The organism is Trichocoleus sp. DQ-A1, assembly GCF_039961955.1.
Classification (GTDB): domain Bacteria; phylum Cyanobacteriota; class Cyanobacteriia; order Cyanobacteriales; family FACHB-T130; genus FACHB-T130.
On record NZ_JAMPKE010000016.1, the window covers coordinates 26204 to 46542 of the forward strand.

Annotated in this window: 13 protein-coding genes; 9 read left to right on the forward strand and 4 right to left on the reverse strand. The window is 46.8% G+C overall.

Going from position 1 to position 20339, the window contains the following annotated elements; all coding sequences use genetic code 11:
• Positions 1-44: 44 nt before the first annotated feature.
• On the reverse strand, positions 45-407 hold the full coding sequence (locus NDI33_RS16335) for a ferredoxin thioredoxin reductase catalytic beta subunit (RefSeq protein WP_190413052.1): 363 nt from the start codon (positions 405-407) through the stop codon (positions 45-47).
• 95 nt (positions 408-502) lie between these two features.
• Complete coding sequence (locus tag NDI33_RS16340; RefSeq protein WP_190672665.1) at positions 503-1660, reverse strand: DUF58 domain-containing protein; 1158 nt, start codon at positions 1658-1660, stop codon at positions 503-505.
• Positions 1661-1868: 208 nt separating this feature from the next.
• Here NDI33_RS16340 and NDI33_RS16345 point away from each other — a divergent pair, with 208 nt between their 5' ends.
• Positions 1869-3089: a type IV pilus twitching motility protein PilT gene (locus tag NDI33_RS16345; RefSeq protein ID WP_190413054.1), complete on the forward strand. Its 1221-nt coding sequence runs from the start codon at positions 1869-1871 to the stop codon at positions 3087-3089.
• A 145-nt stretch (positions 3090-3234) separates the two neighbouring features.
• Here NDI33_RS16345 and typA read toward each other — a convergent pair whose 3' ends face one another.
• On the reverse strand, positions 3235-5025 hold the full coding sequence (gene typA, locus NDI33_RS16350) for a translational GTPase TypA (protein WP_190413055.1): 1791 nt from the start codon (positions 5023-5025) through the stop codon (positions 3235-3237).
• Positions 5026-5366: 341 nt separating this feature from the next.
• Between typA and NDI33_RS16355 the strand changes: the two genes are divergently transcribed.
• The 8 genes from NDI33_RS16355 (at position 5367) to NDI33_RS16390 (ending at position 18035) form a co-directional block, all read left to right on the forward strand.
• Complete coding sequence (locus NDI33_RS16355) at positions 5367-7799, forward strand: PAS domain S-box protein (protein WP_190672668.1); 2433 nt, start codon at positions 5367-5369, stop codon at positions 7797-7799.
• 41 nt (positions 7800-7840) lie between these two features.
• On the forward strand, positions 7841-8287 hold the full coding sequence (locus NDI33_RS16360) for a response regulator (protein WP_190413057.1): 447 nt from the start codon (positions 7841-7843) through the stop codon (positions 8285-8287).
• Positions 8284-9831: a hybrid sensor histidine kinase/response regulator gene (locus NDI33_RS16365; protein WP_190672671.1), complete on the forward strand. Its 1548-nt coding sequence runs from the start codon at positions 8284-8286 to the stop codon at positions 9829-9831. Before NDI33_RS16360 ends, NDI33_RS16365 begins: the two co-directional genes overlap by 4 nt.
• A 193-nt stretch (positions 9832-10024) precedes the next feature.
• On the forward strand, positions 10025-11047 hold the full coding sequence (locus NDI33_RS16370; protein WP_190672674.1) for a serine/threonine-protein kinase: 1023 nt from the start codon (positions 10025-10027) through the stop codon (positions 11045-11047).
• Positions 11048-11352: 305 nt separating this feature from the next.
• Complete coding sequence (locus NDI33_RS16375; RefSeq protein ID WP_242033003.1) at positions 11353-12009, forward strand: hypothetical protein; 657 nt, start codon at positions 11353-11355, stop codon at positions 12007-12009.
• 105 nt (positions 12010-12114) lie between these two features.
• A complete protein-coding gene (locus NDI33_RS16380) occupies positions 12115-12687 on the forward strand; it encodes an HD domain-containing protein (protein WP_190672764.1) in 573 nt (190 codons plus the stop codon).
• A gap of 360 nt (positions 12688-13047) precedes the next feature.
• Complete coding sequence (locus NDI33_RS16385; protein ID WP_190672677.1) at positions 13048-14478, forward strand: AAA-like domain-containing protein; 1431 nt, start codon at positions 13048-13050, stop codon at positions 14476-14478.
• Entirely contained in the window at positions 14475-18035 is a 3561-nt protein-coding gene (locus NDI33_RS16390; RefSeq protein ID WP_190672680.1) for an AAA-like domain-containing protein, read from the forward strand. Before NDI33_RS16385 ends, NDI33_RS16390 begins: the two co-directional genes overlap by 4 nt.
• A gap of 62 nt (positions 18036-18097) precedes the next feature.
• Here the strand turns inward: NDI33_RS16390 and NDI33_RS16395 are convergent, their stop codons facing one another.
• On the reverse strand, positions 18098-20239 hold the full coding sequence (locus NDI33_RS16395) for an EAL domain-containing protein (protein ID WP_190672683.1): 2142 nt from the start codon (positions 20237-20239) through the stop codon (positions 18098-18100).
• Positions 20240-20339: the final 100 nt, after the last annotated feature.

Consider the following 20339-nt stretch of genomic DNA (forward strand, 5'->3'; position numbering starts at 1 on the left):
TATAAGTAGCAACTTTTCAATTAGCGATTAGCTAGAGCAAATCGTTACATACTATCGCGTACGGCTTTAATTTCTTCAAGAGAGATTTCCTGCATCTCACCCCGAAACTCGTTATCCTCTGTCAGAAATAACATGCAGTGGCACTCTTTTCGCTCTCGCATCGGTACGCAAGGACAATTCCAGAAAGTTGCATGTACCTCTGCTTCTTTATCTTCATAGTGGCGACAGGGACACAAAGGGGCACCAAGATCATCTTTATGTTTGGCGAGTCCTTCAATCACTACGGCTGTTACGGAAGGATCGACGCAGAAGTAGGTGCCGGTACGCTTGGCGTAAGTTTCGGAGAAATGGCGCATCGCCTCTAGACTTTTTTCGCTAGATTTTGTTTCAGTTTCTGATGGGTTCATAATATGAGATGACGCGAGATCGACAGGTGTTTATGCATTGTATCTTAAGCCTTTTCCTCAAGGGGATTGGCTGGGATCGATGCAATCGGGCAAGCCTACTTCAGAGGGGATTGTAGCTGAAGTTGTAGCGGCTGCTTGGTATTGATGACAATTCCAGGGGAATTACGATTCACAGGCATTGCAGGCTCAGTTAAAGACTCCGGCATCCAGATCATCCAGCGGCTACCGGGGGGTAAAGAGCTTAGAGTAACATGATTGGGAGTCAGCCAGATTAAGGGAAGCGTCGGTGGATCTCCAGCATGGGCATCTTCTCCGGCGTAGGTTGCGGCTAGAGTTTCTAAAACCACGCGATGACCTTGCACTAAACCTGTGAAGGCTGTCCAAAGTTTTACACTTAACTGACGCCCACTGGCATAGAAGTACAGGGATGCTGCCGCAATGACTGCTTGCTCAAAATGCTCTGGATTCCAACTGGTGGCGCTATCGAGGCAGATAATTACTTCTTGTCCACCTGTAAAGACTTCTAGTTCGCGTACCTGGAATTCACCGTAACGGGCACTGGTTCGCCAGTGGATTAAACGAGTGGGATCTCCGACTCGATACGGACGAAGCGATCGCGTGACTCCTTCTGTTGCAGCTTGAGAACGGCGATCTAAACTCAGAAACAGGGGGCTTTTTTCTTGCCCAATTTCATCCACCATCGGGCAGTTGGTGAGGGGTAAAACGGTGGGATAAACAAATGCCGTAGCGGCAACTTCACGCTGGCGGCGACACCAGAATAATCCCACAGGGGCAGCAGTTCTCAGTTGTACGGTGTTCCACCGATAAACCCCGCGTTTTTGCGTGGGTAGGTAGTAAACCCAGTGGTGAACGCTATGAGGAGAAATCGTTTCAATTGCCGTTTGTACGGGTTGTCCCAATACAAAGGGAAGAACGTCCCGGACTAAAAGTAAGGTTTTGGGATGGTTAACCGGATTTTCAATTTCTAATTCAATAGTTAGATCGTCGCCGACGCTGACGGGCTGGATAGGGCGTCGGGTGACTTGAAGATGACGAAGCGATCGCACGGATAGGACGCCTGCAATTCCGAGTAGCGCAAAGCTGAGGCCACTAATAACATACAGCCACCCCGCCATTGTGTTCGTGGCAGCTCCAAAAAAACAGACGGCGATGATTCCCAATATCCACCCAGCGTAGGCTGGCGTTACCCACCGAGTTTCCAGCCAGTCTGCTATCCGATTACCGATATTCATAAACAGCGCTGCCCAGTCTAGAGTCTAGCTATCCCAGCACCTTAACAAAATTCTGATTACAAATAAATAAGAGATTTTACACCTGTCTGGTAATTTTTTAGAATTAAGGACATTCACGGTTGACTTAAAGAAAATTTTTAAAGGCAAGATCCATTAAACTGTGGTTTTACCGATGCTGCCGGACCCAGTAAGTACCCAGGGGGAAAAAATGACCAAAGCCAATGATGCTGAAGCGACTCGCGCACAAGCTCCTTCACGCATGCCACCACCACTACCGCCACCACCCGTTCCTCCGCAGATGCAGCCAGGGCGACCCCCAGAAGTTAACAGCGCGACTTCCATCAAACAGATGGTCAAAGATGCGTATGCTCAAAAAGCCTCGGACATCCATATTCGAGTGGGGCAAGTTCCCAGATATCGGATTCGAGGTCAGATGGTAGAGGCTGAGGGTCAGCTCAAGGTAACACCTGAAATTTTTGAGCAAAACCTTGCTGAGATCCTGACTCCTGCTCAGCGAAAGCAGTTTGCAGAAAACAAGGAACTGGATACGGCAATTTTCTACCCAGGTTTCGTGCGCTGTCGGGTGAATTGTTTTGAATCCCTGATGGGCGGAGCAATGGTTCTGCGTTTGATCAGCCTAGAGATCCCTTCGCTTGATAGTTTAGGCTTACCGCAAGTCCTCAAGGATATTGTAAGCAAACCGCAAGGATTGATTCTGGTGACAGGTCCCACGGGATCGGGAAAATCAACGACCTTAGCGGCGATGATTCGTCATCTGAATGAGACGACGAATAAGCATATTGTGACGATTGAAGACCCAATTGAATTCGTCCACCCTTCCCAAAAGTGCTTGGTTAGTCAACGGGAAGTGGGTTTGCATACCAATGAGTTTCACGCGGCACTGCGGTCAGTTTTGCGGGAAGATCCAGATGTGATTCTGATTGGGGAAATGCGCGATCGCATTACCGTTAATACTGCTCTACAAGCTGCCCAAACAGGTCACTTAGTCTTAGGCACTCTGCACACTCGCAACGCCATCAACGCGGTTAACCGCTTGTTGAACTTGTACAACGCAGATGAACAGCCAGCGATGCGAATTCAAATCACCGATTCTTTGGTGGCTGTCATTGCACAACTGCTGCTGCCAACCACGGATAGTCGTCGCACGGCAGTCCACGACATCTTGATCAATACCCCAGCGATGCAAGATTACTTGCTCAAGGGTGACGATGAGGAAGCTTATCGGTTGATGCTAGATGACACGTTCGACGGAATGCAAGTGATGAATCAGGCGCTTTACGACCAAATGCTAGAGGGTCGGATTACGCTAGAGGCGGCATTGAGTGCTTCCCCAGATCCGAACGATCTAGATCGCCGTATCCGCACAGGGGGAATTGACGCTTCTAGTTCGACTCGTACCTGGATGTAAGCTAGGTTTTACAGGAAAGTGGGAGCGATCGCATTTTGGAGAAATATGACATCCAAAATGCGATCGCTCTAAAAAAAAGCCCGCGACAGCGGGCCTTTTTCGTGTAGCCCCAAGCTTCAAGCTGGGGCTATTGTTGTCGAATCATTTACCGCTTCGCCAACTTCTTGGTCACCTTCCGCAGACGAATTGACTTGGGAGTAACTTCCACCAATTCATCTGAACCGATGTATTCCAAGGCACGCTCTAAGCTCATATCGATTGGCGCTTGCAACTGCACTAATTCATCACCGCCAGAAGCACGGTGGTTCGTCAGCTGCTTCGCCTTGCAGACATTCAGTTCCAAATCTTGAGAGCGGTTGTGTTCCCCGACAATCATGCCTTTGTAAACTTTGGTGCCCGGAGTGATAAAGAATGCACCCCGATCCTCAGCATTCTTCATCGCGTAGAAGGTAGCAACGCCTTCTTCAAATGAAATTAAGACACCGTTGCGGCGAGTTTCCATATCGCTGGTGATGGGGCGATAGTCTAGGAAACTGTGGTTCATAATCCCTTCGCCACGGGTGAGGCGCATGAATTCACCCCGGAAGCCGATTAAACCACGGGCGGGAATTACAAATTCTAGTTGAGTGCGACCCGTGGCACTCATCTGCATATCTTGCATTTCGCCCTTGCGCTGCCCCAAACGTTCGATACAGCCACCACTCGCTTCTTGCGGGACATCCAGCACCAAACATTCGTAAGGTTCGCAGGGTTGACCGCTGACTTCGCGGAAAATCACTTGCGGCTGGGAAACTTGAAATTCATAGCCTTCCCGACGCATGGTTTCAATCAAGATGCCGAGGTGAAGTTCGCCTCGACCGGAAACGAGTAATTTATCGGGAGAGTCGGTATCTTCAATCCGCAGGGCGACGTTCGTTTCAAGTTCGCGGAACAGGCGATCGCGTACTTGCCGTGATGTCACCATCGTCCCTTCCTGTCCGGCAAAGGGCGAATCGTTCACCGAGAAGGTCATTTGCAAGGTAGGCTCATCTACCTTAATCAGCGGCAAAGCTTGCGGTTCGTTCGGACAAGTAATTGTCTCGCCAATATTTGCATCGGCAAAACCAGCCACCGCCACAATATTTCCCGCGGAGGCTTCTTCCAAATCAATTCGCTTTAAGCCTTCAAAACCCATCAACTTGGAGATTTTACCTTTCACAATGGCGCTGGTTTCCGTCACCAAAGCCACTTGTTGCCCCATCCGGATTGTGCCGTTATGGATTTTTCCAATCACAATCCGACCCAGATATTCAGAATAATCCAGGGTTGTCACTTGCAGTTGTAGAGGCTTATTTGGATCGCCTACAGGTGGCGCGACATGGTGCAGAATTGCCTCAAACATGGGCTGCATATCCATGTTGTCGGATTCCAGGTCATTTTTGGCATAACCATTGATACCGGAGGCAAACAGATAAGGGAAATCGCACTGATCGTCATCGGCACCCAATTCCAAAAACAGATCCAAGACTTTATCAATTGAGCCGTGGGGATCGGCTTGAGGACGGTCGATTTTATTAACGACAACGATGGGGCGCAGTCCCTTTTCTAAAGCTTTTTTCAGCACAAATCGCGTTTGGGGCATGGGGCCTTCATTGGCATCTACAATCAAGATGCAGCCATCAACCATGCCTAACACCCGCTCGACTTCACCACCAAAATCGGCGTGTCCGGGGGTATCAATAATATTGATCAGGGTTTCTTTATATCTGACGGCGGTATTTTTCGCCAGAATTGTGATGCCTCGCTCCCGCTCTAGGGCATTGGAATCCATGACGCAATCAGGAACGTCTTCGCCTTCGCGGAAGATGCCAGATTGCCGGAGGAGGGCATCAACGAGGGTTGTTTTGCCGTGATCGACGTGGGCAATGATTGCGACGTTACGAATAGGGAGCGTCATAGAAGCGTGCCAGAGAGGGTGTTGAGATTGAAATAGATGTCTCTTGGCTTATTAACAGAATTTGGGATTTAACATAAATCCTGTAAAGAAGCCTTAACAATTCTAGCCTAATCGCCCGAAACATGGCGCTAGTTTTATGCATCCCCCATCCTTCATTTTTGTTTTGCCTTTCCGGTGCCAGTGCGCGTGAGGCACAGGCATCACAGACACTATTTGACGCAATGATTGCGGTAGTCGTGTGAAACGAATCACTGCCAAGAAATGCGATCGCCCTTAGCCTAACTGAAGACGAGAATTGGCGAGGAAAATCTTATCACCAAGCACAACATGAGGGAGACTTCATGCCAGATTTCCTGAGAACCCTTTTGGCTTCAGCAGGGTTTATTCCCCACGGACACTGCTATCTATGGAAGCCAGATTTAGTTTGGCTTCATGTTTCGTCAGATGCTTTGATTGCGCTGGCATATTATTCGATTTCATTCATGCTGGTCTATTTCGTCTACAAAAGACGAGATGTGCCTTTTAACTGGATTTTTCTGCTGTTTGGCAGCTTTATCATCGCCTGCGGCACCACTCATCTAATGGAAATCTGGACGCTGTGGCATCCTACTTACTGGCTAGCCGGATGGATCAAAGCTTTTACTGCAATTGTCTCCCTCGGTACGGCGGTGCTGCTGTCAGAATTGATCCCTAAAGCGCTGGTTCTCCCTAGTCCAGCAGAATTAGAAGCGGTAAACCTGGCGCTGAGAAACGAAATACTAGAGCGTCAGCAAGTGGAGGAAGCGCTACGCGAAAGTGAAAGACGGTTCCGCGCCATTTTTAACCAAACATTTCAATTCATTGGATTACTAAAACCGGATGGCACTGTCTTAGAGATTAATCAAACAGCGCTAGAGTTCGTTGGAATTAAGGCGGCGGATATAGTCGGTCGTCCATTTTGGGATGAAGTTTGGAACCTACCCACCGAATTCCTGAATCAGTGGAAAGCAGCGATTACCGAAGCAGCAAACGGTAACTTTGTTCGTTTTGAAGGGAATCTGCCCACTCCTCAAGGCACAATGTTTGTTGATGCCTCGCTCAAACCTGTGAAAGACGAGACAGGACAAGTGGTGCTATTAATTCCAGAAGGTCGGGAAATTACCGAGCGCAAACGGGCAGAAGAAGCATTACAGCGAGCTTATGATGAACTAGAAATTCGGGTTCGGGAACGAACGGCAGAATTAACAACCATAAACGCATCGTTAGCAGCTGAAATTGCTGAGCGTAAACAGGCGCAAGCAGCACTACACCAACGAGAACAAGAACTCAAAGCACTAATCGAAAATACTCCAGATATCATTGCCCGGTTCGATCGAGATTTACGTCATATCTATGTCAACTCAGCAATAGAACTGGCAACAGGAGTACCGTCTGAGGTATTTATCGGCAAAACGAATCGCGAATTAGGAATGTCTGAGGATCTCGTCTCCCAATGGGAAAGCATTTTCCGCCAAGTTTTTGAAACGGGTCAAGAGAATGTTGTTGAATTTCAGTTTCCGACACCGAATGGTCTGAAATATTATCAATCTCGCCTGGTTGCAGAATTTACCGAAGACGGTTTAATCAATTCTGTACTGGGTATCTCCCGGGACATTACTGGACTGAAGCAGGTGGAAGAAGCGTTGCGGAACAGCGAGCAACGATTCCGTGCCACTTTCAATCAAGCTGCTGTCGGGATTGCAGAGGTAGAAAGGAATGGACAATGGCGACTGGTGAACCAAAAGCTTTGCGATATTACTGGTTACACTCGTGAGGAACTTTTAGAACGAACTTTTCAAGATATTACTCACCCTGATGACCTCAATACTGACCTCGAAAATGTTGGTCGAATGTTAGCTGGTGAGATTTCAACATACTCAATGGAAAAGCGCTACATCCGCAAAGACACCTCCCCAGTCTGGATTAATCTGACTGGATCGGTTGTGCGTAATTGTGCAGGTGAACTCAGGTACTTTATTGCCATTGTTGAAGACATTAGCGATCGCAAACGATTCCAGCAGGAAATTACACAACTCAATCAAGACTTGGAACGCCGGGTGGTCGAACGGACTGCACAACTCGAAGCTGCCAATCGGGAACTGGAAGCTTTTTCTTATTCGGTGTCCCACGATTTACGTGCGCCACTGCGGAGTGTTGATGGGTTTAGTCAGGCGCTTTTGGAGCGCTACGCTGACACGCTGGATGAGAAAGGCAAACACTACCTGCATCGGATTCGTGCAGGCAGTCAGCGCATGGGAGAACTCATTGATGACCTGCTGGAGCTTTCGCGGGTGACACGCACCGAGATGCGTACCACGGAAGTTGATTTAAGCGCGATCGCTTCTGAGATTGTCATTGAACTAAGACAGTCGCAACCGGAACGACCCGTTGAAGTTGCGATCGCTCCAGGCATCCTTGCACAGGGCGATGCGCGGCTTTTACGAATTATTCTGGAAAACCTCCTTCATAATGCTTGGAAATTTACGTCAAATCGCTTATATGCTTGTATCGAATTTGGCATCATACTACAGACAGATTCTCAACCTGCCTATTTTGTGCGTGACAATGGTGCTGGCTTTGACATGGCTTACGCCAATAAATTATTTGGAGCCTTTCAGCGCCTGCACTCAATGACAGAATTCCCTGGAACTGGCATTGGGCTGGCAACTGTCCAGCGAATCGTTCACCGCCACGGTGGTCGAGTATGGGCCGAAAGCGCAGTAGAACAAGGTGCAACTTTTTATTTCACGCTCTAAGGTGGGCAGAATTTAAACTTAGCTTCTAAACGGAAAATAAATTGAATAACCGACACATCCTATTGGTGGAAGATAATCCTGACGATGAAGAGCTTACCTTACTTGCTTTGGATCAAAGCGGTATTCCATACAATGTTGTAGTAGCCCGCGATGGAGTAGAGGCACTCGATTATCTGTTTGGTACAGGTAGGTACACTGACAGGGACATTAACAGACTACCCGCAGTCGTTCTACTAGATATAAAAATGCCCAGAATTGATGGTTTAGAAGTGTTGCAACGACTGCGTGCCAACGATCTGACAAAACTCTTGCCAGTCGTCATTCTCACGACATCAACAGAGGAGCAAGACCGACTCAACGGCTATAGTTTCGGTTGTAACAGTTACATTCGCAAACCTGTAGATTATGTACAATTTATGACAGCAGTAAAGCAGTTGGGAATGTATTGGCTGCTTTTCAATGAAGCCCCGCCGTTACTAGGAATATGATGAATCAACCGCTGCGAGTTCTCATCGTTGAAGATTTAGAAGATGATGCTGAATTACTGCTCAACGAACTAGAGCGCGGTGGTTACGAGCCGATTTACGAGCGGGTAGATACAGCTGCTGCCATGAATACAGCATTAGATAAACAACATTGGGATATTGTCATATCAGACTACTCAATGCCCACTTTTAGCGCTCCTGCTGCTTTAACTTTGTTGAAAGACAAAGGGCTAGATTCACCATTCATTATTGTTTCCGGCAACATTGGAGAGGATGTCGCAGTCGCTGCGATGAAAGCTGGAGCCTCTGACTACTTGATGAAAGGCAACCTGGCGCGATTAATTCCCGCAGTTGAACGCGAGTTGCGCGAAGCCGTTGAGCGGCGCAAACGGCGCGAAGCAGAACAAGCTTTACGGGAAAATGATGAACGCTTCCGCTTACTGATCGAAAATGCCTTAGACATCATCGCTGTTCTAGATACTGATGGCACTATTTATTACACAAGTCCATCCGTTGAGAAAGTTTTAGGTTACAAACCGGAAGAGCTAGTTAGCAAAAAACTCTATAATTTTATTCATCCTGAAGATGTAGCAGAGGTTATCCAGACTCTCAAGCAAGCAGTTGAAAACCCAAATATTACCCTATCTATAGAATTTAAAGTTCTTCATCAAGATGGCTCTTGGCAGATATTGGAAGCCATTTGCAAAAATTTTATTCCTCATTCACGAATTCCTAGAATTGTTGTAAACTGCCGGGACATTACGGAACGGAACCGAGCAGAAGAAGTTCGCATTGCTTTGGAAAAAGAAAAAGAACTAAACGAAGGGAAATTTTACTTTGTTTCAATGATGGCCCATGAGTTTCGCAATCCCCTCAACACGATCCTCATGTCTGCCGAACTCCTTGAACATTACAACTATAAAGCTACTGAAGAGCAAAAAGCTTTATATTTCAATCGCATTCGCTCGGCTGCCAAACATATGACACAGTTGTTAGAGGATGTTTTGACAATTAGCCGAGCAGAAATTGGAGAATTAGAGATTAATGTAGAGCCTTTTGATTTAAAACAATTTTGCCACGATTTGATGGAGGAAATTCAGTTTACAACTGGGAAAGAACACACGCTCATCTTTGCCAGTAAATGTAAATGTGCCCAGGTATATATGGATCAAAAACTTCTATGGCATATTCTGACAAATTTGGTCTCGAATGCAATTAAGTATTCACCGCAAGGCGGCACTGTCCAGCTTGAACTTTCTTGTCATGATGGACAGGCAACAATTCAAATTAAAGATGAAGGAATTGGCATTCCTCCAACCGACCAAGAACAACTATTTGAAGTGTTTCACCGAGCCAAAAATGTTGGCAAGATTCCCGGTACAGGGCTGGGATTATCAATTGTTAAAAAATTCGTGGACTTGCACGGCGGTCAGATTTCCGTCAAGAGTGAAGTTGGGGTAGGCACTACTTTTACTGTGCTGTTGCCATTGAACAGTCAGATGTCTACCGAGGAGTTAGACGATGCGACTGCGTATTTTGCCAATTAAACTGTCATTTAGAGCAGTTCTCAACTACCGAGCTTCACGGTAGAGTATCACAGCCATGAAGATTGCTTTTTGCTTAGGCTAAAGCGCGATCGCTTGTATTTGTACTTTGACTATAGTACACTTGTACTAAGCTAAATTGAATACCTCTTCAGACCGCGCCAAAATCGATGCAAGCGCAAGGGAGTCAGAAATAATGGCTTGGAATCCTGGGCAGAAGTTACAAAACGGCAAGTACACCATTGAAAAAGTGCTTGGACAAGGTGGTTTTGGGATCGCGCATTTAGTTAAAAACAAAAAAGGCAATTTGCTTGTCATCAAAACCCTCAACCACTTTCTGCAACGCCAACACGACTTCGGCAAATTTCAGCAGGATTTTCTGAATGAAGCGGTGCGGTTAGCAAAATTTAATCATCCTCATATCGTCAAAATTGATGAAGTCATTCAAGAGGATGGGCTGTGGTGCATTGTGATGGAATATATTGCGGGAGAAAGTCTAGCCCATCGAGTTTGGCAGAAAGGGGCAATGTGCGAGGCGGAAGCATTGCGCTACATTCAGCAGATAGGTGACGCCCTGACGCTAGTTCACAACAATGGTTTACTACATCGGGATGTCAAGCCACTCAACATCATGCTGCGTTGTAAAAATGCCGATGTTGTCACTTCTGACATAGAGGGTGTCTTTGAAGCGGTTCTCGTTGACTTTGGCATTGCCCGTGAGTTTACCCCAGATATCACCCAAACACAGACAGAATTTTGCTCCAGCGGCTTTGCCCCGATTGAGCAGTATGACTGGCGCTCCAAACGCGGTGCTTACACGGATGTTTATTCTTTAGCTGCAACGCTTTATACCTTATTAACGGCTCAAGTACCTACACCTTCACCAATGAGAGCGTATGGGATGGAACTCACACCACCCAAACGCATTAATTCTCTCCTCGGCGATCGCGTAAATTACGCTATCGTCAAAGGTATGGCCTTAAAACCAGAAGATCGCCCTCAGTCAGTGCAGGAATGGCTAGCATTGTTGGGAATCTTACCTCCCCCAAATGCTAACCCCAGTCCTCTTGTCCAATTGCAGGAGCGATTGCGTGAAGCACAAGAAAATAAATTAAATGGTAGTAATGAGTGGCGGGAGCGATTCCGAAAAGCGCAAGAAGACAGATTAAAAGATAATCATAATTGGCGCGATCGCTTGCGAAAAGCTTGTCAAAAGTGACAGATAGAAGATGGCTCCGATAGCCGAATCTTGAAGTTGTCAGTTCAGGATGCGATCGCATCCTGAAACTCATTGCAGCGAATATAGAACCTCCCCCTCGTTTTTGGGCGCTGACGCCTGGAAGAACGAGAATTTGGATGCGCTGCATCCTCTAGACGGTGGGGAACTTAGAGCGATCGCTTTGGCGTCAGATCCAGGTAAGACTGAGAAGCGAAGACTGCTAGTTTTTGTCCTTTTACCATGTTTTGGGATGAAAGGGCAGCTTTTTATGAGTAAATACCTAATGCAAAAAAAATTCTAAGGACATGGTGAAACCGTCTCACCGAATGATGTTGATGGGTGCCTATATTTTTGCTGGTTTACTGTTTACCAAACCAGCACAGGGATTAGTTTTTCCTCAGCACTTGCCAAAAGCGCTGGTAGTACCAGCAAGCATTTTTCTAAGCACTCAGCCTTATTCACCTTCGCGGGTTTTAGAAAATATACCACCCGAATTGCGTCCAGAACCAACCCTGGACGATTTTAATGCCAATATTTGTCAGGATATTCCGATGGGCGTTGGCGTTCCAGGATTTCAACCAGGAGTACATAATAGCGTTGTCCAACGAATACTTGGCAGTCCCGGCGTAACCACTAGAGGTTACTGGCCGAATACTCGTGCCATGTCCTATCAATTAATCCCAGATCAGGTGAGCTTGGGTTTTTTATTTGATAAAAATTCTGGACTCATACGCCAAACCGAAGCATCTTTTGCCCAACGGGTGAATACCGAGATCGTCCTAGTGACGTTGAATAGTATGTTGGGTTGCAAGCTCAACGACACCATCAAGCAGGGTTTACAACAGGTACAGCAGCGTCAGTCTCCCAAGTTCTTTTTTTCGATAGAGGCTCTTCAGGGAGTGATTGAGCGAGATAAGCGCGATCGCGTTTATATTGGCATTTGGGAAGCAGGCTTACACTAAAGATGAATAATTGGGAATTAGTAATGGGTCATTTATCATTTGTCAGCAGCCACAAATCAACGACTAAAAACGATCGATCGTTACCCATTACCCAAAATTAAAATGATTCTCTCACAACGCTTTACAGATGCCCTGACCTTTGCCACCGTCTTGCACGCGAACCAAATTCGCAAAGGTTCGGGTGTTCCCTATATTTCTCATTTACTCGGCGTCACCAGTATTGCTTTAGAGCATGGAGCGAATGAAGATGAAGCGATCGCTGCCCTACTCCATGATGCCATCGAAGACCAAGGCGGTGCCGCGACACGAGAAGAAATTCGCCGTCGGTTTGGAGATACCGTCACGGAAATTGTCAACGGTTGTACCGATGCTGAAACAACACCCAAACCCCCTTGGCAGGAACGCAAAGAAGCTTATATTGCCCATATCCCGACTGCTTCAACCTCGGTGCGTCTTGTCTCAGCAGCCGATAAACTCCACAATGCCCGCTCGATTTTGACTGATTATCACATTGTAGGCGAGGCAATTTGGGAACGCTTCCAAGCAGGCAAACAAGGAACGCTTTGGTATTATCGCTCTTTGGTTGGCGCATTTCGCAAAGCCGGTTCATCACCGCTCATTGATGAATTAGAACGGGTCGTTTCAGAAATAGAACATCAGGTAGACAAAGCGACTTAAGCTGCTTGATTGACAAATCTCTTGAAACCCTGCCAATTTATAGGGTGGTCTCATGCGGGAGCGGTATCATCACCTTTACAAGAGGCTAGATGCTTTTGCCGTGGTTGTTTGGGTTGCCATCTGATTCTTAAGTAGAGACCCCCTAATTCCTGTACTAACCTCTTGACTACAGGAAAATACAGCGAAGGCAGTTCCGAAAACTAGCCTGTTTTCCCTTTATTTGACAAATAAATAGTACAAAAATTATCTATTTTTATCGATAAAAAGTAAGAATATTAAGATAGAATTTTTTGGTTTTAGGAACTGAAAATTCTGTAGACAACTTGCTAGATGTGATTCTACGTCAAATGATGTCATCGCATGAATGTAGATGAAGTTCTGGAAGCCGTAGAAAAAGTTCTGCTTTTTCGGCAACTCAGTCCTGTTGAGCGATTAATCCTGCATCGCTCTTGGTTAGGAGACGATTATCGTGAAATGGCACGGGATTCTGCTTACAGTATCCCCTACCTCAAAGAAGTTGGCTCCCTCTTGTGGCAGGCTCTCTCAGCAGCACTCAACCAGAGAGTGACGAAAAAAAATTTGCATTTACTCGTTAACCTGCACCAGCAAAACCGGACAGGTGAACAGCAAAATAGAGCGCAAGAAGCGCAAACAGACACAGGAGTAGAAGCTAATTTTATAGCTTCAGAAACAGAAACCGAGCAAAAATTTCCTGGGGGTCCTGTACCGCTAGATTCTCCTCTCTACATCAATCGTCCCCCGATTGAAGAACTCGCCTGCACTGAGATTACCCAACCTGGATGTCTGCTCCGCATTAAAGCACCCAAGCAGATGGGGAAAAGTTCGCTACTTATCCGGATTCTGGCTCGCGCTACAGATGTTGGTTACAAAACGGTCTCTTTAGATTTTCAGGAAGCCGACGAAGCAGTTTTTGCCTCCCTCGATAAATTCCTACGCTGGTTCTGTGCCAATGTCAGCAGACAGTTGAATTTGAATCCCCTAATAGATGAGTTTTGGGATGAGGATATGGGCAGTAAAGTTAGCTGCAAAATCTATTTTGAGGGTTATCTGTTCAAGCAAGTTAACAGTCCTCTGGTGTTGGCTTTGAATGAAGTTAATCGGGTTTTTGAACATCCCAAAATCGCCTTAGATTTTCTCCCGATGCTGCGATTTTGGCACGAACAAGCACGGACAGTAGAAGTTTGGCAAAAGCTCAGACTTTTGGTTGTTCATAGTACGGAGATTTATATTCCGCTAAAGCTGAATCAGTCCCCATTCAATGTTGGCATATCCATTAGGTTGCCACAGTTTTCAAGCGAACAAGTGCAGGATTTTGCACAGCGCTATGGACTTGATTGGAGCGATAGTATAGAGGCCCAAAATGATACTTCCTGCCGCAACGATTACGCATCTCTACTAATGGCAATGGTGGGCGGACATCCCTATTTGGTAAGCGTAGCGCTTTATCACCTGCGCCGAGGAGCGATGACATTAAAGGAGTTATTGCAAGTGGCTCCTACACCCGCTGGGATTTATAGCGACCATCTACGGAGTCATTTGGTAATGCTCCAAGATGAACCACAGTTAGCATCTGCTTTGCAACAAGTTGTTACTGCTGATGAGAGCGTACAATTAGAAGCGATCGCTGCCTATAAGTTAGAAAGTATGGGATTGATTCAAATGGATGGAAATCGGGCAAGTCCCAGCTGCCAGCTATATCGTCTCTATTTTCGCTCGCAGCTAGGAGAGAAAAAAGAATGCCAATGCCACTCCAAGAATACTGAGCGATGAAATACCAAGTCGGTGGTAGTCTAACCAGCGAAGCTCCCAGCTATGTACAACGAATTGCAGACTCCCAACTCTATGAAGCATTAAAACAGGGTGAGTTTTGCTACGTTCTCAACTCCCGACAAATGGGCAAATCCTCTCTGCTGGTGAGAACTCGCCATCGCTTGCAACAAGAAGGGTTTAAATGCACTGCTGTGGATATGACTAATATCGGCAGTGAAAATATTACGCCGACTCAGTGGTACAAGGGAATTGTTGCCGATCTGTGGTCGGGTTTTAACTTGTTAGAAAAACTTAATTTGAAAGCTTGGTGGCGAGAGCAAGAAGATATCTCCCTACTCCAAAGGTTGAGCCGATTTCTTGCCGATTTGTTATTGGTTCAATTTCCGAATGAAAGACTATTTATCTTTATTGATGAAGTTGATAGCATTTTAAGTTTGGATTTTCCGGTCGATGACTTCTTTGCCTGGATTCGGTTCTGCTACAACCAACGAGCCATCAATCCAGAATACAGACGGATTACTTTTGCAATTTTTGGTGTAGCAACCCCAAGCGATCTCATTGTTGATAGAAACCGAACCCCCTTTAATATTGGGAAAGCGATAGAACTAACTGGCATTCGACTGCACGAAGCTCAGCCATTAGTGAAAGGATTAGAGGTAAAAGAAGGAAACTCACAAACCGTTTTAAAAGAAATATTAGCCTGGAGTGGAGGGCAACCTTTTCTCACTCAAAAGTTGTGTAACTTGGTAGGGAATCTTGTTGACACGCGATTGAGCGAGTCTGAGACGATGAACAGCGTTCTGACTATTCCTCCAGGAAATGAGGCGTTTTGGGTAGAAAACCTGGTGAAGACACGCATCATTCACAAATGGGAAAGCCAAGATGAACCAGAGCATTTAAAGACAATACGCGATCGCATCCTTCGCAACGAGGAACGCGCTGGCAGATTTTTGGGAATGTACCAGCAAATCCTACAAGGTGTGGAAGTACCAACCGATGACAGCCGAGAGCAAATAGAACTGTTGTTATCAGGATTAGTGGTAAAACATCAGGTTTATTTAAAGATAAAAAATCGAATCTATGAAGAAGTATTTAATCTCGAATGGGTAGACAAGCAATTAAAGGAACTGCGCCCTTACTCTCAACTTTTTGATGCTTGGATTGTTTCAAAACAAAAGGATGCATCGCGGCTGTTGCGCGGACAAGCGCTGAAAGACGCTCAAATATGGGCACAAGGTAAAAGCTTGAGCGATTTGGACTATCAATTTTTAGCCGCTTCTGGCGAATTGGATAGGTTGGAGATGCAGCAAACTCTAGAAGCAGAACGGCTGAAAGAAGTTGAAGCGCGACTGGCGGAGGAACAAAAAAGATTAGCACTAGAGAAAAAAAGTTCTAGGCGACAAAGGTTTTTGCTTTTTGTCGTAAGTATTGTATTAATTTTAGCCTGTGTATTGGGGCTAGCAGTTTATGTTCAGTATCGGCAAACGGCTGTAAGCGAGATCAAAGCGATCGCTAAATCTTCCGAAGCACTATTCGCTTCAAATCAAAAGTTAGATGCACTCGTACAAGCGATCGCAGCACAGCGACGATTAGACAAGTTGAATGTTGCAGATGGAGATATTCAGCACTCAGTGAAGGAGGCTCTCCATCAGGCTGTTTATGGAGCGGTTGACTATAACCACTTATCCGGGCATGACAATGTGGTTAATGATGTAACGTTCAGCCCTGATGGCGAACTCATTGCCTCAGCTTCTGCGGACAAAAGCATCGATCTTTGGAAAAAAGACGGTACAAAACTGGGAACGCTTCAAGGTCACAACAATACGGTTTGGGGAGTCGTATTTAGCCCCAAAGGGGAGCTAATTGCTTCTGGTTCTGGGGATAACACAGTTAAACTTTGGCGCAAAAACAGGACAAATTCACCAGACGGAAAGCCGATTTATACCTTGTGGCAGACCTTAAAAGGACATACCAAAGACGTTGCAGACGTAGCCATTTCTCCTGACGGTCAGACCATTGCATCTGCTTCTAAAGATAAAACAGTTAAACTCTGGAGTACAGACGGCAAACTGCTCTTGACTCTCACCGGGCATACGGATGAAGTTGCCAGCGTTGCCTTTAGCCCTGACAGTCAGATCGTTGCATCTGCTTCTCACGATAAAACCATCAAACTCTGGAGTACAGACGGTAAACTGCTGAGAACCCTTACCGGACATACGGATAGAGTTAGGGACGTTACCTTTAGCCCTCACGGAAATCTGATTGCCTCGGCGAGTTGGGATAAAACAGTCAAACTTTGGCACCTTGATGGAACTTTAGTCCAAACCCTAACTGGACACAGCGATGCAGTAGGCAAAATCGCTTTTAACCCTCAAGGTCGTTTAATCGCCTCGGCAAGTCTTGATAGAACAGTCAAACTTTGGAACCTTGACGGGACTCTCGTAAAAACCCTGCCAGCCGCCAAGGATGTCGTTTCTGGAGTGGCGTGGAGTCCTGACGGGCAAATCCTCGCCTCAGCCAGTTGGGATGGCCCGATCGCGCTCTGGAAGCTTGATGACAGTTTTAGCCAGACTCTTAACGGACATCAAGCATCAATTTACACCATAAAATTTAGTCCTGATGGTAAGACAATTGCCACCGCCAGTCGCGATCAGACCGTTAAACTTTGGCGGCTTGATGGTAGCTTAATTCGCACTTTCCCCAAACAAGCCGATAAAGTTTTCGGAGTCGATTTCAGCCCAAAGGTCGCCACCATTGCTACAGGTGGTTATGACAGCACTGTTCGGTTGTGGCGACTGGATGGAACCTTAATCCACACTTTCACCGGACATCAAGGCAGAGTCTTCGCCGTTGATTTCCATCCAGATGGACAGTCACTCGCCTCGGCGGGTGAGGACAGAACCGTCAAAGTTTGGAGGCTTGACGGCACTGAATTGGCAACTCTCAAAGGGCATACCGACCACATTAACGGAGTTGCCTTTAGCCCTGACGGACAGCTCATTGCCTCAGCTAGCGTGGATGGTACAGTCAAACTTTGGCAGTGGGATAATGCCACATCTGGAAAGCCCAGCTACAGGCTTCTTTCCACGTTAAAAAGCCATCGCCGTCAGGTAGCTGGAGTGGCATTTAGCCCTGATGGAAAGACCCTCGCTTCAGCAGGGATGGATAGCATGGTGAGACTTTGGCGGCGGGACGGTACGGAAATCAGAGCCTTGAAGGGGCACAAAAATGGGGTGTTCGGGGTAGCATTTAGCCCTGATGGCAAGATGATCGCCTCAGCCAGTTTCGACGGCACTGTCAAACTTTGGAGCTACGACGGTAAAGAGCTTGAAACCTTAAAGGGACATAGTGATGGGGTGTTTGGAGTTACCTTTAGTCCTGATGGGACGTTAATCGCCTCAGCAAGTCAGGATAGAACTGCAATTTTGTGGAATTTAGAGCGAATTTTCCAGCTCGATTTCCTCCAGTATGGATGCGATTGGGTGCGGGATTATTTGCAGACGAATGCAGATGTGGAGGAAAGCGATCGCCATCTTTGCGATGGAATTCAATCCTGATTTACATTAGGTATTCACCATAAACTAATCCGTTCTACCTGCAAAATTTGAAGAGAATTCGCTCAGATTGGGCTGAGGTTGTAGCACGACGATGCGGCGATTAATGTTTCAGCTGCCATGCTATCGACTGGCTTAGAAAACAAATATCCTTGTCCGGATTCGCATCCCATCGTCTGGAGTTGTTTCATCTGTTGAATCGTTTCGATGCCTTCGGCGGTGACATCCATTCCCAAATTATTAGCCAGCGTCACAATCGCTCGGACAATGGGTAAACTTTCGCCACCGATGCCCATGCGGCTAACAAAAGAACGGTCAATCTTCAAGGTATTAATCGGAAAATGATACAACCGGCTTAAAGAAGAATAGCCGGTGCCGAAGTCATCAATCGATAGCTCAACACCCAAAACTCTCAAATATTCCAGCATCGCGATCGCATCTTCATTGTCTGCGATCGCGCTTTCGGTAATCTCCAGCTTTAAACTGTAGGGATCGCACTCGGTTTTGTACAAAATCTGGTCGATCTTTTCAATTAAATCGGGCTGCAAAAACTGCCTGCCCGACAAATTGACGCTCATTGTCAGTCCCCGGTAGTTTGGAAATGCCGAATGCCAGCGTTGCAACTGACTGCAAGCCTCGCGCAGCACCCACTCACCCATCGGCAGAATCAGTCCCGTTTCTTCCGCCACGGGGATAAACTCCGCTGGGGAAACTAAACCGCGTGTGGGATGCTGCCAGCGCACCAGCGCCTCGAAGCCAGAAATTTGACCTGTTGCCAGCGATACTATCGGCTGATAGTGCAGCCGTAACTCCTGGCGTTCCAGAACGTGTCGCAGATCCGTTTCCATCTGCAATCGGGCAACTGCTTGGTGGTGCATGGTCTTGTTAAACACCGCATACCGCGCCCTCCCTAGTGCCTTTGCTCGATACATAGCAATGTCGGCATCGCGCAGGATGTCTTCTGCCTGGTCATAGCCCAGCATACTCAAAGCAATGCCAATACTGACGGTGCTGAATACTTCTTGCCCCTCAATCTGCAATGGTTTTCGCAGTTGCCTTTGCAATCGATTGGCAATGCGGGTGACTTGGCTCAGGTCTGGTAAATCTGCTAGGACGATGGCAAACTCGTCTCCACTCAACCGTGCCACCGTATCTTCTGGGCGCACCGATGCCTGTAGAATTTTAGCGATCGCTACCAGCAATTGATCTCCTGCTAGATGTCCCAGGCTATCGTTAATCACCTTAAATCGATCGACATCCAAAAACAGCACAGCAAATAAATAGTCCTGGCATTGATTCGCCCGTTCCAGGGTTTGCCGCAACCGATCCATAAAAAGTGCTCGGTTGGGCAAGCCTGTCAAAGCATCGTGATAGGCTGCATGAAATAATTGCGACTCTACTTGCTTGCGTTGAGTGATATCGCGTTGAATTGCTAGGTAATGAGTCGTCTCATCTTGTTCATTTTTGATGGGTTCGATGTGCCACTCGTTGTAAAACTCCGTGCCATCTTTGCGATAGTTAATCGCTTCGCCATAAAATACTTTCCCTTCGGACAGAGTTTGTCGCAGTCGGTCGAGGAGAGTCCGATCGGTTTTGGGTCCTTGCAAGATCCTCGGTGATTCACCGATGACTTCCTCTGGGGTGTAGCCGGTCATTCTCGTAAACGCGCGATTGACAAAGATGATTTCTGGGCCGGGAAAAGTTAAGTGAGTCGAAGTAATCGCGATCGCATCTTCCGCAAATTCAACCGCCGCTGCCAGTTGCCGTAACCTTTCCTCTGTACGCTGGCGTTCTGTAATGTTAATCGCCACACCCACTAAACCAACCACTTGACCTGTTTGATTTTGCAGCGGGGTGGTGCGGTTTTCGTACACCACATCGCCTATCTGGACAATCCAGGTTACTTCTTTTCCAGCTAAAACGTTGCGAATATTCGCTAAGATTTCAGGCCGGTCTTTATAAAGGTCAAAAATCGACTGCCCGATTACCTCACCGGCTTTCAGTCCGAGAGCCTCCAGTCCCTTGCCTTCAGAAAGCGTAAAAATGCCATTGCTATCTAGGGCATACAAAATAATTGGTGCATTTCCAACACTGGCGCGTAGCAGCTGTTCATTACCTAATCCCAAGGAACTGAGGCAATGCTGTGGCAATATACCCAGACTAGAACCGTCACCGTTCCTAGCAGTGTCGATCCTTTCGCATCGCATCGTCCTTATCCTGTGGGACTGGGATATTGGTTTCAGCTCCATCGGCTCCATATTTTTCCGGCTAGGATTTCCTGATAATTCTTTATTATTTCTTAAGATT